The following is a 13753-nucleotide window of genomic DNA, read 5'->3' as shown; positions in this document are numbered from 1 at the left end:
TCGTTGCATAAACCTGCGGCGAAACGTATAGTCATGCCATCACGAGGAGGATGGACATGGCGGTACGTGCGGCGGTGGCCGGAGCGAGCGGATACGCGGGCGGTGAGGTCCTGCGCCTGCTCCTCGCGCACCCCGAGGTCGAGATCGGTGCCCTGACCGGGAACTCCAACGCCGGCCAGCGGCTCGGCGCGCTGCAGCCGCATCTGCTGCCCCTGGCCGACCGCGTGCTCACCGAGACCACGGCCGAGGCGCTCGCCGGGCACGACGTGGTCTTCCTCGCGCTGCCGCACGGGCAGTCCGCAGCCGTCGCCGAGCAGCTCGGGCCCGATGCCCTCGTGGTCGACATGGGCGCCGACTTCCGGCTGAAGGACCCGGCCGACTGGGAGAAGTTCTACGGCTCCGCGCACGCCGGCACCTGGCCCTACGGCCTCCCCGAACTTCCGGGCGCCCGCGCCGCGCTGGAGGGGTCCAAGCGCATCGCGGTGCCCGGTTGCTACCCCACCGCCGTCACCCTCGCGCTGTTCCCGGCCTACGCCGCCCAGATCGCCGAGCCGGAGGCGGTGATCGTCGCCGCGTCCGGCACCTCCGGCGCCGGCAAGGCACCCAAGCCGCATCTGCTCGGCAGCGAGGTCATGGGCTCCATGTCGCCGTACGGAGTCGGCGGCGGCCACCGGCACACCCCCGAGATGATCCAGAACCTCAGCGGGACGGCCGGGGAACGGGTCTCGGTCTCCTTCACGCCGACGCTCGCACCGATGCCGCGCGGCATCCTCGCCACGTGCAGCGCGTCCGCGAAGGCGGGCGTCACCGCCGAGTCGGTGCGGGCCGCCTACGAGAAGGCCTACGCCGACGAGCCCTTCGTCCATCTGCTGCCCGAGGGCCAGTGGCCCGCGACGGCGTCCGTCCACGGTTCCAACGCCGTTCAGGTGCAGGTCGCGTACGACGAGTCCGTGGGCCGCATCATCGCGATCAGCGCCATCGACAACCTGACCAAGGGCACCGCGGGCGGTGCCGTCCAGAGCATGAACATCGCCCTGGGTCTCCCGGAGACCACGGGTCTTTCCACGATCGGAGTCGCACCGTGAGTGTCACGGCAGCCAAGGGATTCACGGCGGCGGGCGTCGCCGCCGGGATCAAGGAGAACGGCAACCCCGACCTGGCCCTCGTGGTCAACAACGGGCCGCGCCGTGCCGCCGCGGGCGTCTTCACCTCCAACCGTGTGAAGGCCGCGCCGGTGCTGTGGTCCGAGCAGGTCCTCAAGGGCGGTGAGCTGACCGCCGTCGTCCTGAACTCCGGTGGCGCCAACGCCTGTACGGGTCCCAAGGGCTTCCAGGACACCCACGCCACCGCGGAGAAGGTGGCCGAGTCGCTCAACACCGCCGGCCACGACCGGACCGGCGGCCACGCCCCGGGCCAGGTCGCCGTCTGCTCCACCGGCCTGATCGGCGTGCTGCTGCCGATGGACAAGCTGCTGCCCGGCGTGGACAAGGCGGTCGCTCAGCTCAGCCCGCACGGCGGTGAGAAGGCCGCCATCGCCATCAAGACCACCGACACCGTCCACAAGACCTCCGTGGTCACCAAGGACGGCTGGACCGTCGGCGGCATGGCCAAGGGCGCCGGCATGCTCGCCCCCGGCCTCGCCACCATGCTGGTCGTCCTCACCACCGACGCCGACCTCGACAGCGAGACCCTGGACCGGGCCCTGCGCGCCGCCACCAGGGTCACCTTCGACCGCGTCGACTCCGACGGCTGCATGTCCACCAACGACACCGTGCTGCTGCTCGCCTCCGGCGCCTCCGGCATCACCCCGGAGTACGCCGAGTTCGCCGAGGCCGTGACGCAGGTGTGCGACGACCTGGGCCGGCAGCTGATCGGCGACGCCGAGGGGGCCAGCAAGGACATCAAGGTCGAGGTGATCAACGCGGCGAGCGAGGCGGACGCCGTGGAGGTGGGCCGCTCCATCGCCCGCAACAACCTCCTCAAGTGCGCGATCCACGGCGAGGACCCCAACTGGGGCCGCGTGCTCTCCGCGATCGGCACCACGAAGGCCGCCTTCGAGCCGGATCAGCTCAACGTCGCCATCAACGGCGTGTGGGTGTGCAAGAACGGCAGCGTCGGCGAGGACCGCGAGCTGGTCGACATGCGCTACCGCGAGGTACACATCGTCGCCGACCTGGCCGCGGGCGCCGAGACCGCGACCATCTGGACCAACGATCTCACCGCCGACTACGTCCACGAGAACAGCGCCTACTCATCATGAGCACTCGCAAGCACACAGCCCTGCCGAAAGCCCAGATCCTCATCGAGGCGCTGCCCTGGCTGGTCAAGCACAACGGCAAGACCGTCGTCATCAAGTTCGGCGGCAACGCCATGATCGACGAGGAGCTGAAGGCCGCCTTCGCCCAGGACGTCGTGTTCCTGCACCACGCCGGCCTCAAGCCGGTCGTCGTGCACGGCGGCGGCCCGCAGATCAGCGCCGCCCTCGACCGGCACGGCATCGTCAGCGAGTTCAAGGCGGGCCTGCGCGTCACCACCGAGGACGCCATGGACGTCGTACGGATGGTGCTGGCGGGGCAGGTGCAGCGGGAGCTGGTCGGTCTGCTCAACCAGCACGGCCCGCTCGCCGTCGGCCTGACCGGCGAGGACGCGCACACCATCACCGCCACCAGGCACCAGCCCGAGATCGACGGCGAGCTGGTCGACATCGGGCGGGTCGGCGAGATCACCGCGATCGACACGGGCGCCATCGAGGCGCTGCTCGCCGACGGCCGTATCCCGGTCGTCTCCTCCATCGCCCGCAGTCAGGACGACGGACATGTCTACAACGTCAATGCTGATACGGCGGCTGCGGCACTCGCTGCGGCACTGGGCGCCGAGACCCTCATGGTCCTCACCGACGTCGAGGGCCTCTACGAGGACTGGCCCCACTCCGACGAGGTGATCAGCCGCCTCACCGCTTCCCAACTGGAGAAGCTGCTGCCGGAGCTGAGCTCCGGCATGGTGCCGAAGATGGAGGGCTGTCTGCACGCCGTGCGCAACGGGGTGCACACCGCCCGCGTCATCGACGGCCGGGTCCAGCACTCGATCCTGCTGGAGATCTTCACCGACGAAGGCATCGGCACGATGGTCGTGCCCGACGAACAGGGGGAGTCATGAGCAACCAGGAGCTGACCCAGCGCTGGCAGGCCGCGCTCATGAACAACTACGGCACCCCCCGCCTGCCCCTCGTGCGCGGTGAGGGCGTCAAGGTGTGGGACGCCGAGGGCCGGGAGTACCACGACTTCGTCGGCGGCATCGCCACCAACGCCCTGGGCCACGCCCACCCGGCGATCGTCGAGGCCGTCAGCCGGCAGATCGCCTCCCTCGGCCACATCTCCAACCTCTTCCTGGCCGAGCCCACCGTCGCCCTCGCCGAACGGCTGCTCCAGCTCTTCGGCCGGGAGGGCCGGGTCTTCTTCTGCAACTCCGGCGCCGAGGCCAACGAGGCCGCCTTCAAGATCGGCCGGCTCACCGGGCGCACCCACATGGTCGCCACCACCGGCGGTTTCCACGGCCGGACGATGGGCGCCCTCGCGCTCACCGGCCAGCCCGCCAAGCAGGACCCCTTCCTGCCGCTGCCCGGTGAGGTCACCCATGTGCCCTACGGCGACGCCCAGGCGCTCGCCGCCGCGGTCACGGAGGAGACGGCGCTCGTCGTCATCGAGCCGATCCAGGGTGAGAACGGTGTCGTCGTGCCCCCGGCCGGCTATCTGAAGGCCGCCCGGGCGATCACCGCCGCCACCGGCGCCCTGCTGGTGCTGGACGAGGTGCAGACCGGCGTCGGCCGCACCGGGACCTGGTTCGAGTACCAGGCCCACGAGGGCGTCCTGCCCGATGTCGTCACCCTCGCCAAGCAGCTCGGCGGCGGGCTGCCGCTCGGCGCCACCGTGGCCTTCGGCCGGGCCGCCGAACTGCTCCTGCCCGGCCAGCACGGTACGACCTTCGGCGGCAACCCGGTCGCCTGCGCCGCCGGACTCGCCGTACTCGACACCATCGCCAACGAGGGGCTGCTGGAGAACGTCAAGCGGCAGAGCGAGAAGCTGCGCGAGGGAATCGAGGGTCTCGGCCACCCGTTGATCGATTATGTGCGGGGTGCCGGCCTGCTCCTGGGTATCGTGCTCACCGGGCCGCACGCGCCACAGGCGCAGCAGGCGGCCCAGGAGGCCGGGTTCCTGGTGAACGCGCCCGCCCCCGACGTCGTACGGCTCATGCCGCCGCTGAACATCACGGACGCCGAGGTGGGTGCCTTCCTCCAGGCGCTGCCCGGTGTCCTCGACGCAGCGAACCCAGTGGATGGGGACGGACGATCCGGAGAATAGGACGACGATGAGCCAGGCGCAGGACCACGAGCAGGCGGCGGGTGCCGGACCGGCCGTGCCGCAGACCCGGACCGCGCGGCACCGCCGGATCGTGGACATCCTCAACCGGCAGCCGGTGCGGTCGCAGAGCCAGCTGGCGAAGCTGCTCGCCGACGACGGGCTGAGCGTCACCCAGGCGACGCTCTCCCGGGACCTCGACGAGCTGAACGCGGTGAAGATCCGCAACACCGACGGCGAGCTGATCTACGCGGTGCCGAGCGAGGGCGGGTTCCGTACCCCCCGTGCCCCCTTGGGGGAGTCGGCCAAGGAGGAGCGGATGCGGCGGCTCTCCCAGGAGCTGCTGATCTCCGCGGAGGCCTCCGCCAACCTGGTCGTCCTGCGCACCCCGCCCGGGGCCGCCCAGTTCCTTGCCTCGGCCATCGACCAGGCGGAGCTGCACGACATCCTGGGCACCATCGCCGGTGACGACACGCTGCTGCTGATCAGCCGGGACCCGAGCGGGGGCCAGGCCCTGGCGGACCACCTGCTGCGGCTGGCACAGAACGGACACTGAGCCCGCATGCGGCGCCCCGCCCGTCGGCGGAGAATGAGAGTGTGATCTTCCGCGGCGGGCGGCCAGGTGGGCGGGCAATCCCCTGGCGGCCGTCGGCCGTATACATGGGTGTGTCGGGTTTCCGGCTCCCCGTGGGCCGCCTCCCGGACGAAGCCCTGCTGGCCGGGCTGGCCACCGGTGATCCGGAACTCGCCGTGATCTTCGTACGGAGATTCCAGCACCGGGTCTTCGGGGTCGCCATGGCCGTCACCGGGGATGAGCAACTCGCCGAGGACGTCGCCCAGTTGACGTTCGAGCGCGCATGGCGGCACGCCCAGATATACGACTCGCGCCGTGGCTCGGTCGCCACCTGGCTGACGACCATCGCGCACAACCTCGCCGTCGACGCCGTCCGGGCCCGGCGGACCGAGCCGATGGCGCCCGAGGACCTCGACTCCCTCATCGGCGTCGTCACCGAGACCCCCGAGCAGTGGGCGCTGGCCGACGAGGCCTCCTCCCAGCTGCGGGCCGCCGTGGGGCGGCTGCCCCGGGAACAGGCAAGGGCCCTGGTGATGGCCGGCATCTACGGAATGACGGCCCAGCAGATCGCCGACGCGGAGCGCATCCCGCTGGGCACCGCCAAGACACGGATCAGAGCCGCCATGGCGAAGCTGCGCGCCACACTCGCGCCTTTGAAGCGAGGCGACCATGCCCAGTGACGCGAACTGCGACAAGCTGCGGGAGATCGGCGCCGAGCTGGCGCTGGGCGTGCTCCCCGGCCGGGAACGCGCCGAGGCGGTCGCCCATCTGGACCGGTGCGCGGACTGCCGGGAGTACGTCCGGCAGCTCACCCTGGTCGGTGACCGGCTGATCGGTCTGCTGCCGGACAGCGAGCCGCCGGCCGGGTTCGAGACCCGGGTGGCACGCAGGCTGGCCGAGCAGGCTTCGGCGCCCGAGGCTTCCGCGGGCGCCGCCGGCCGTGCGTCCCGGGACCTGCGCGGGCGGGCCCGGCGGGCCCGGCTGCGGCTCGCGGCCGTCGCCACCGCGCTCACCGTCGCCGTCGGCTTCGCCGGCTGGGGGATCGGCACCGCCATCGAGGAGGTCGTCGCCTCCACCGCGCCCGCCACCGAGTCCGAGCCCATGCTGGTCGGCGACATGACCTCGGCCACGAACGGCGGCAAGGTCGGCGAGGTCTACGTCCACCCCGAGAGCCCCGGCTGGATCTTCGTGTCCGTCGAATCCGCCGGCTCCCACGGCTCGTACACCGGCAAGGTCACCTGTCTCCTGGAGCACTTCGACGGCACGACCGTACGGGTCGGCGACTTCCCCCTGATCGCCGGACACGGCGAGTGGGGCGTGGCCGCTCCCGGCGACCTCTCGACCCTCTCCGGTGCCCGGCTGACGACCCCCGGCGGCACCCTCCTCGCCACGGCCCACCTGGAGATGGGGCACGTGGTGCAACCGCTGGAGTGAACCGGGGCCCGTCGGGGTTTCCCGGCGGCGGTCAGCCCAGTCGCGCCGCCAGCCCCCCGGTGCACCGCACCTCGTCGCCGGCGGTGATCAGCAGCCCCTCCACGTCCGGCAGCGACTCCAGCCACGCCAGCCCCGCCCGGGAGCCCATCGCGAAGGCCGCCGTGGCCCAGCAGTCGACCCAGGTCAGACGGGGACCGACCACGGTCACCGCCACCAGGTCCGACACCGCGGACTTCCCGGTGCGCGGATCCACGATGTGCGCGCCCCGCTCGGCGGTGCCCGAGGTCGCCACCGACAGTTCGGCCACGCCCGCCGCCGAGATCACCGCCGCCAGGCCACCCGGCCGAAGCGGATCCGCCACCCCCACCCGCCAGGGCCGCTGCGGCTCCGGCGTGCCGAGGAGCTGGACGTCCCCGCCTCCGTTGACGCTCACCCCGCGCACCCCGGCCACCCCCGCCAGCAGCCGCGCGGCCCGCTCGGCGGCCCAGCCCTTGACGATGCCGGTGGGATCCAGCGGGCCCCGGTAGCGCGTGCTGAACCAGCCCTCGCTCACCCGTTCCGCCTCGGCCGCGAGGTCCAGCACCTCGGCCACCTCCGGCGCGCACTCCGCCACGGTCAGCTCACCCCGGGCCAGCCGTGAGACCTCGCTGTCCTCGCGGTAGGTGCTGAACACCGCGTCCGCCCGGTGCAGACCGGCGACGGCTTCGGCCAGCGCCTCGCGCACCGCACCGGGTTCCCCGCCGCGGACGTCGAAGGAGAAGACGGTCCCCATGACCTCCTCCGCATGACGCACCGCGGCGGGAGCATCGGCCGACTCGGTCACCGTGTCAGCCACCGGTCTGGTCCAGCGCCGACTGGAGCGACTGCTTGTAGCCGGTGCTGGTGTAAGTGGCGCCGGAGACGGCGTCGATGTTCGCGTTGCCGGCCGTGACGGCCTCCTGGTTGAGCCTGGGGACTGCCAGCGCCGTCTTCTGGTCGCTGAGTCCGCCCTTGGGCGCCTGGACGGCCTCCGCCTTGGTGATCTTGCCGCCGCTGACCGTGATCCGCACCTGGACCGGGCCGTACTGCGTCTGCGCGACCTTCCCGGTGACCGTGCGGGCCTGCGCCGCACCGGAGGAGCCGGAGGAGCCGGAGGTCTGGGAGCCGGCGGACGCGGCCGACTTCATCCTGTCCAGCGCCGACTGCAGCGACTTCTTGTAGCCGTTGCTCGTGTACGTCGCCCCGGACACCGCGTCGATCTGCGCGCTCTGCGCCGCGACGGCCTCCTGGTTGAGCTTCGGGACTGCCAGCGCCGTCTTCTGGTCGCTGAGTCCGCCCTTGGGCGCCTGCACCGCCTCGGCCTTGGTGATCTTGCCGCCCGCGACGGTCAGCCGTACCTGCACGGTCCCGTACTGCGTCTGCGTCGCGTCACCGGTCACCGTGCCGGCACCGGCGCCGGCCTGGGCGCTGCCCTGCTGACCGCCCTGCACAGACGCCTGCCCCGCCGCCGTCTGCTGGGGGGCCGCGCCCGCCGCCGACGCCGCGGCCGGATCGGACGCCGGCTTCAGTGACAGCAGCAGCACGACACCGGACACGGTCGCGGCGGTGGCCAGCACGACCCGTCGAATGGGGTGGCTCTTCCTCATTGTCCGTAGCTCCCGCTCACATCTCGAAGGACTCGTGATGGATGCGGCGGGCGGGGACCCCCGCGCCGCGCAGTGCCTCGTACACCGACTGCGCGAACCCGGCCGGGCCGCACATGAACACGTCGTGCCGGTCGATGTCCGGGATCTTCCGCTGGAGGTTCTCCGCGGAGATGTCCGGACGTTCCCCGTCGGGGCTGTTCACCGCGTACATCAGCCGTGCGCCCCGCTCGTCGGCGATCTTCGCCAGCTCGTCCCAAAGCGCCAGGTCCTGGGTGCTGTTGGCCCGGTAGAGCAGGGTGATGTCACCGGCCGCCCCGGGCAGCGTCTCGAACAGCGCCCGCATCGGGGTGATGCCGACGCCGCCCGCGACCAGCAGTACCTTGCCCTGGCTGCGGCGCTGCGCGGTGAGCGCGCCGTACGGGCCCTCGGCCCACACCCGGGTGCCGGGCGTCAGCTCGCGCAGCCGCGCGCTGTGGTCGCCGATCGCCTTCACCGTGATCCGCAGCATGTCCGGGCGGGGCGCCGCCGACAGCGAGTACGGATGCGAGCTGAACCGCATGCCCGGAGCGAGGAAGCGCCAGCGGAAGAACTGGCCCGCCTCCGCGCCCATCCGGTGCAGTCTCCGCCCGCCGATCAGCACCGACACGACGCCCGGGGTCTCCTCGATGACCGCCTCCACACGCATCCGGTGCCGGAGGTTCAGCCGGATCGGGGTGAGGATCCGGTACCAGAGCACGAGCGCGGTGACCGCGCCGTACAGGCCGTACCAGAAGGTCTTGGCGGCCGGCTCGACCGCGAAGTCGTTGCCGGTGGTGATCTGGTGCCAGAAGGTCAGGAACACCGCCGCGTACGTCATCAGGTGCACGTGGTACCAGGTGTCGTACGGCATCCGGCGGCGGACCGGGCCGATCGAGGTCAGGCCGATGAGCACGAACAGGCCCATGCCGATGGCGGCCTTGCCCATGTCGGGCAGCTGGTTGATGGAGTCGATGGTCTGCTGGACGATGTCGCCGAGCGACTTGCCCGCCTGCAGCGCGTACCCCCACATGGTGAGGAAGACGTGCGCCACGATCAGGCAGAGCGTGTAGCGGCCGCTCATCGCGTGCCAGCGGGCCACCCGGTCCGAGCCGACCCGCCGCTCCAGCGCCGGCACGCGCGCCATCTGGAGCACGACCAGCGCCATCAGATAGCCGGCCAACAGGCCCGTGATGCGGCCCGCGTTGAGGATCTTGCCGTTGTCGTCGGCGATGGACGGCGTGTTGTGCCACCAGAGCCACAGCACGGCCGCCGCGCCCGCCCAGACGGCGAGCAGCAGCGGTACGGCCGGGGAGCGGCGCGGGCGGATGCGGCGCATCGTCTGGCGGCGGGCGGCACGTCCGCCTGCGAGCGTGGTGGTCACGGTTCCTCCGTGGGGACTTGACCCTTGGCCCACAGATACGTGCCGCATGCGCCGGGTGTTCAGCGGCCCCGCCTCACAGTCCCGCCGAGTCCAGCGCGGACTGCAGGGACTGCTTGTAGCCGGTGCTGGTGTACGTGGCGCCCGACACCATGTCGATGTCCGCGCTCTGCGCGGCCAGCGCCTCCCGCCGCAGCTGGGGCAGGGCGTAGCTGTTGATCTCCTGGTCGCGCGGGTTGTCCTGCGGGTACTGCACGGCCGTCACGTCCGTCAGCTTTCCGCTCTTGATCGTCACCCGCACCTGGACCGGACCCCAGCGGGTCTGGACGGTGTCCCCGGTGACGGTCTTGCCGACCTTCGTACCCGAGGCGGAGCCGCTCGATCCGCTCGATCCTCTCGACGGCGCCGAACTGCTCGACACCGTGGGCGACTTGGTGCCGGCCGTGGCCAGCACGGGACTGGCGTGCGGCTTCAGCGACAGCAGCAGCACCATCCCGGAGACCGTGGCGGCACTGGCCAGCACGATCCGGCGGAGCGGGCGGTTCTTCTTCAGCGCATGCACGTGATCTGCCTCTCAGCTCTCACAGCTCGAAGGACTCGTGGTGGATACGGCGGTCCGGCACCCCGGCCGCGCGCAGCGCCTCGTACACGTCCTGCGCGAAGCCGTGCGGCCCGCAGATGTAGACGTCGTGGTCGGCGAGGCCCGGGAAGGCCGCGGTCAGCGACTGCGCCGTGATGGCCGGGCGCTCGCCCTCGGGACCGTTCAGCGCGTACCGCACCTGGGCGCCGCGCCACCGGGCGATCGCCTCCAGCTCAGCGCCGAGCGCCAGGTCCTCGGCACGGCGCGCCCGGTACAGCAGGGTGACCTCACCGGGCAGCGTCTCGAACAGCGCGCGCAGCGGGGTGACGCCGACGCCGGCCGCGATCAGCAGGGAGTGGTGGCTGGTGGCCCGGTCGGCGGTCAGCGAGCCGTACGGGCCCTCCGCCCACACCCGGGTGCCGGGCCGCAGCAGGGCGACGGCCGCGCTGTGGTCACCGAGCGCCTTGACGGTGATGCGCAGCAGATCCGGGCGCGGCGGCGCCGACAGGGAGTACGGCGTCGACGTCCAGCGCAGGCCCTCGCCGAGGAACCGCCAGCGGAAGAACTGCCCCGGTCGCGCCCCCAGCTCGTCCAGGTGGCGACCGCGTACGACGACCGAGTACACACCCGGGGCCTCCAGGTGGACCGAGTCGACACGCAGCTGGTGGCGCCGGTTGAGGCGGACCGGGGCGAGGATCCGGAACCACAGCACCAGCGCCGCGACGCCCAGGTAGAGCGCGTACCAGACGGCGGTCGCCACCGGCTTGCCGTTGAACTCGTTCCCCAGCGTCAGCTGGTGGAAGAAGGCCAGGAAGACGGCCGCGTACGTCAGCAGGTGGACGTAGTACCAGAACTCGTGGCTGGTGCGGCGGCGCACCGCCCGGGCCGAGGTGATGCCGACCGCGAAGAGGATCACCGTGCCGGCGGTGGCCTTGAGCATGTCCGGGTAGTCCAGGACGACGGTCACCGCCTCGTGCCACAGCGGGGCCCGGTCCTGGGCGGCGTACCCGGTGAGGATCAGCGCGATGTGGGCGACGAGCAGACAGACCGTGTACCGGCCGGCCATCGCGTGCCAGCGCGCCACCCGGTCCGAGCCGATCCGCGTCTCCAGCAGTGGCACCCGCGCCATCAGACCGACCAGCACCGCGCAGGCGTACCCGCACAGCAGCCCGGCGATCCGGCCGGCACCGGTCAGCCAGCCGGCCGTACCGACCACGGACCCGGTGTCCGCCCACCAGAGCGCGACCACGGCCGCCGCCCCGGCCCACAGCACGGCCAGCACGGGCCCCGCGGGGGAGCGCCGTGCGGTCGCGGGCGGGGCCGCCCGCCGCACATCCACGGTGGTCATCAGTCGCCGTCCCTTCGTCCGTCGTACCGGGCCACTGTGCGGCGGAAAGTTCTGAGATACCTCTCAGCGCGCCCCTGACCAGGCCTTTTGAGAGCAGACTCAGAGGCTGTTCTCATCCGGCGTTCAGCGGACGGGTGGGCGCTCTCAGAGAAAACTCAGAGGGGAGGCGGTACCGACCACACCGCCACAGGGGTGATGCTGGGAGCGCGATGAACACCACCCGTTCCGGCCGCCCGGCCCTCACCCGACCCGACGGCACCCCGCTGCGCGTCCTCGTCGTCGACGACGACCCCGACCTCGCGGAGGTGCTCACCGGCGCCCTGCGCTACGAGGGTTGGGAGGTGCGCGCGGCCGGTGACGGCGCCGCTGCTGTCGCCGGAGCGCGCGAACTGCTGCCCGACGCCGTCGTCCTGGACGTGATGCTCCCGGACACCGACGGCTTCACGGTGCTGCGCCGGCTGCACGAGGTGAAGCCGGACGTCTGTGTGCTCTTCCTCACGGCACGGGACGCGGTCGAGGACCGGATCGCGGGCATCACCGCGGGCGGCGACGACTATGTCACCAAGCCCTTCAGCCTGGAGGAGGTCGTGGCCCGGCTGCGCGGCCTGCTGCGCCGTGCCGGGATGGCTCGCCAGCAGGAGGAGGGACCGCGGCTGACGGTCGGCGACCTGGTGATGGACGAGGAGGCCCGCGAGGTCACCCGGGCCGGCGAACTGATCGAACTCTCACCCACCGAGTTCGAACTCCTCCGCTTCCTCATGCGCAACCCGCGCCGTGTGCTCAGCAAGGCGCAGATCCTCGACCGGGTGTGGTCCTACGACTTCGGCGGCCGCGCCCATGTCGTGGAGCTCTACATCTCCTACCTGCGCAAGAAGGTCGACGCGGGCCGCGAGCCCATGATCCATACCGTGCGCGGGGCGGGTTATGTCCTGAAACCGGTGGCCAGGTGAGCCGCCTCCGCCTGCGCGGTGGCCTGGCCCGGCTGCCCCGGCCCCGCACCCTGCGCGCCCGGCTGACCGCCGGCCTGGTGGTGCTGCTCGCGATCAGCTGCGCCGCGGTCGGGGTGGCCGCCGTCGTCGAGCTGAACGGCTTTCTCACCCGCCGGCTCGACCAGCAGATCCTGCAGGCCGGACCGGCCTTCCCACAGAGCCTGGAGCACGGCACCTACCAGCCCTCGAAGCCCTCGGACCGCGACGGCGACGAGCGCGGCGACACCCGCCGCCAGGCCGCCGAGACGTTCGGCGCCCGCCTGCTGAACGGCCGGGTCACCAACGCGGCGGTGGTCCCCGCCAGCGCGCGTCAGAACCCCGACATCACCCTGACCGCCGCGGACCGCGCGGCCCTGGCCAGGCTGCCGGTGGACGGCCGGGGCCACACCGTGTGCCTGTCGCACCTGCACGACTACCGCCTGATGGCGTGGCGGGGCAGGGACGGCGACATCCTGGTGACGGGCCTGCCGACGGAGCCGGTACGGGCCGCGGTCACCCGCCTCGAACTGGTCGCGGTGGTCGTGTTCGGCCTGGCCCTGACCGTCGCCGGGGTCGCCGGGGCGCTGTGGGTCCGCTGGTCGTTGCGCCCGCTGAGCCGGGTCGCCGCGACCGCCACCCGGGTCAGCGAGCTGCCCCTGGCCAGCGGTGAGGTGGCGCTGCCGCCACGCGCCCCGGACAGCGACCCGCGCAGCGAGGTCGGCCGGGTGGCAGCCGCGTTCAACCGCATGCTCCGGCACGTCGAGGACGCCCTGACCAAACGGCACGCCAGCGAGGAGCGGCTGCGCCGCTTCGCCGCCGACGCCAGCCATGAGCTGCGCACCCCGGTCGCCTCGGTCCGCGGCCACGCCGAACTGGCCCTCCTCCACCCGGGCCCGGTGCCGCCCGAGGTCACCCGTGCCCTGCAGCGCATCAAGGCCGAGTCGGCCCGCATGGGCGAGATGGTGGACGACCTGCTCCTGCTGGCCCGCCTGGACGCGGGCCGCCCGCTCGAGAGCCGCCCGGTGGACCTGACCCACCTGGTCCTGGACGCGGTCACCGACGCCCGCGCCGCCGGCCCCGGCCACCGCTGGACCCTGGACCTCCCCGAGGACCCGGTGACGATCCCGGGCGACGCCCACCGCCTCCACCAGGTGGTGGCCAACCTGTTGGCCAACGCACGTTTGCACACACCCGTTGGCACGAAGGTGACGGTCGCCCTGGAAGCCGACGCCGGCTCGGCCGCCCTCTCCGTCCGCGACGACGGCCCCGGCGTCCCCGAGGACGTCCAGCCGGGCGTCTTCGAACGCTTCACCCGAGCCGAACACCGCCGCCCCACCGGCGCCTCCGGCTCCGGGGCGGGCCTCGGCCTGTCGATCGTGGCGGCGGTGGTGGAGGCGCACGGGGGGAGTGTGGGGCTGGAGAGCAGACCGGGATCCACGACGTTCACGGTGCGGCTTCCGGCGAGCTGAGCCC

The 13753-nt window shown here is 72.3% G+C and carries 14 protein-coding genes; 9 read left to right on the top strand and 5 right to left on the bottom strand.

Translation table 11 applies throughout. The features are described 5' to 3' along the window. Window positions 1–56: 56 nt before the first annotated feature. From argC to ACZ418_RS23415, 7 genes are all read left to right on the top strand, one after another. Window positions 57–1085 carry an N-acetyl-gamma-glutamyl-phosphate reductase gene (gene argC, locus ACZ418_RS23445; protein ID WP_468366001.1) on the top strand — a complete coding sequence of 343 codons (1029 nt, stop codon included), beginning with the start codon at window positions 57–59 and terminating at the stop codon, window positions 1083–1085. Next, a complete protein-coding gene (gene argJ, locus ACZ418_RS23440; RefSeq protein ID WP_468365999.1) occupies window positions 1082–2260 on the top strand; it encodes a bifunctional glutamate N-acetyltransferase/amino-acid acetyltransferase ArgJ in 1179 nt (392 codons plus the stop codon). The genes argC and argJ overlap by 4 nt, the downstream gene beginning before the upstream one ends. Then, the gene (gene argB / locus ACZ418_RS23435) at window positions 2257–3156 is read left to right on the top strand and encodes an acetylglutamate kinase (protein ID WP_468365996.1); all 900 of its coding nucleotides are present in this window, start codon (window positions 2257–2259) and stop codon (window positions 3154–3156) included. The genes argJ and argB overlap by 4 nt, the downstream gene beginning before the upstream one ends. Next, window positions 3153–4358 carry an acetylornithine transaminase gene (locus tag ACZ418_RS23430; RefSeq protein ID WP_468365993.1) on the top strand — a complete coding sequence of 402 codons (1206 nt, stop codon included), beginning with the start codon at window positions 3153–3155 and terminating at the stop codon, window positions 4356–4358. The genes argB and ACZ418_RS23430 overlap by 4 nt, the downstream gene beginning before the upstream one ends. A 7-nt stretch (window positions 4359–4365) precedes the next feature. Continuing rightward, a complete protein-coding gene (locus tag ACZ418_RS23425; RefSeq protein ID WP_055704023.1) occupies window positions 4366–4911 on the top strand; it encodes an arginine repressor in 546 nt (181 codons plus the stop codon). 104 nt (window positions 4912–5015) lie between these two features. Then, the gene (locus ACZ418_RS23420) at window positions 5016–5609 is read left to right on the top strand and encodes an RNA polymerase sigma factor (RefSeq protein WP_468365990.1); all 594 of its coding nucleotides are present in this window, start codon (window positions 5016–5018) and stop codon (window positions 5607–5609) included. Then, entirely contained in the window at window positions 5599–6363 is a 765-nt protein-coding gene (locus tag ACZ418_RS23415) for a hypothetical protein (RefSeq protein ID WP_468365988.1), read from the top strand. The genes ACZ418_RS23420 and ACZ418_RS23415 overlap by 11 nt, the downstream gene beginning before the upstream one ends. Before the next feature lie 31 nt (window positions 6364–6394). On the opposite strand, the gene ACZ418_RS23410 is transcribed toward ACZ418_RS23415, so the two are convergent. The 5 genes from ACZ418_RS23410 to ACZ418_RS23390 all read right to left on the bottom strand — a co-directional run bounded on the left by ACZ418_RS23410 (window position 6395) and on the right by ACZ418_RS23390 (window position 11312). Then, a complete protein-coding gene (locus ACZ418_RS23410) occupies window positions 6395–7198 on the bottom strand; it encodes an FAD:protein FMN transferase (RefSeq protein ID WP_468365985.1) in 804 nt (267 codons plus the stop codon). Continuing rightward, on the bottom strand, window positions 7191–7988 hold the full coding sequence (locus ACZ418_RS23405) for an FMN-binding protein (protein WP_468365982.1): 798 nt from the start codon (window positions 7986–7988) through the stop codon (window positions 7191–7193). Before ACZ418_RS23405 ends, ACZ418_RS23410 begins: the two co-directional genes overlap by 8 nt. A gap of 16 nt (window positions 7989–8004) precedes the next feature. After that, window positions 8005–9387 (bottom strand): ferredoxin reductase family protein, encoded by a 1383-nt coding sequence (locus ACZ418_RS23400; protein WP_468365980.1) that lies wholly within the window; start codon window positions 9385–9387, stop codon window positions 8005–8007. A 73-nt stretch (window positions 9388–9460) separates the two neighbouring features. Beyond that, on the bottom strand, window positions 9461–9946 hold the full coding sequence (locus ACZ418_RS23395) for an FMN-binding protein (protein ID WP_468365978.1): 486 nt from the start codon (window positions 9944–9946) through the stop codon (window positions 9461–9463). Between the two features lie 19 nt (window positions 9947–9965). Continuing rightward, window positions 9966–11312, bottom strand: coding sequence for a ferredoxin reductase family protein (locus ACZ418_RS23390; RefSeq protein WP_468365975.1), 1347 nt, complete (start codon window positions 11310–11312; stop codon window positions 9966–9968). A 209-nt stretch (window positions 11313–11521) separates the two neighbouring features. On the opposite strand from ACZ418_RS23390, the gene ACZ418_RS23385 reads away from it, so the two are divergent. Together ACZ418_RS23385 and ACZ418_RS23380 are read left to right on the top strand one after the other, a co-directional pair. Continuing rightward, on the top strand, window positions 11522–12262 hold the full coding sequence (locus ACZ418_RS23385; protein WP_468365972.1) for a response regulator transcription factor: 741 nt from the start codon (window positions 11522–11524) through the stop codon (window positions 12260–12262). Beyond that, complete coding sequence (locus ACZ418_RS23380) at window positions 12259–13749, top strand: sensor histidine kinase (protein ID WP_468365970.1); 1491 nt, start codon at window positions 12259–12261, stop codon at window positions 13747–13749. The genes ACZ418_RS23385 and ACZ418_RS23380 overlap by 4 nt, the downstream gene beginning before the upstream one ends. The last annotated feature ends 4 nt before the right edge of the window (window positions 13750–13753 follow it).

The organism is Streptomyces sp. NPDC030820, assembly GCF_055572075.1.
Note: the sequence above shows the minus strand (reverse complement) of the source record. Positions and strands in the feature narration are given on the sequence as shown.

Coding starts and splice junctions, on each gene's coding strand:
- ACZ418_RS23425 (WP_055704023.1), top strand. CDS start 4,366: ATGAGCCAGGCGCAGGACCACGAGCAGGCGGCGGGTGCCGGACCGGCC.
- argB (WP_468365996.1), top strand. CDS start 2,257: ATGAGCACTCGCAAGCACACAGCCCTGCCGAAAGCCCAGATCCTCATC.
- ACZ418_RS23405 (WP_468365982.1), bottom strand. CDS start 7,988: ATGAGGAAGAGCCACCCCATTCGACGGGTCGTGCTGGCCACCGCCGCG.
- ACZ418_RS23430 (WP_468365993.1), top strand. CDS start 3,153: ATGAGCAACCAGGAGCTGACCCAGCGCTGGCAGGCCGCGCTCATGAAC.
- ACZ418_RS23420 (WP_468365990.1), top strand. CDS start 5,016: ATGGGTGTGTCGGGTTTCCGGCTCCCCGTGGGCCGCCTCCCGGACGAA.
- argC (WP_468366001.1), top strand. CDS start 57: ATGGCGGTACGTGCGGCGGTGGCCGGAGCGAGCGGATACGCGGGCGGT.
- ACZ418_RS23415 (WP_468365988.1), top strand. CDS start 5,599: ATGCCCAGTGACGCGAACTGCGACAAGCTGCGGGAGATCGGCGCCGAG.
- ACZ418_RS23385 (WP_468365972.1), top strand. CDS start 11,522: ATGAACACCACCCGTTCCGGCCGCCCGGCCCTCACCCGACCCGACGGC.
- ACZ418_RS23390 (WP_468365975.1), bottom strand. CDS start 11,312: ATGACCACCGTGGATGTGCGGCGGGCGGCCCCGCCCGCGACCGCACGG.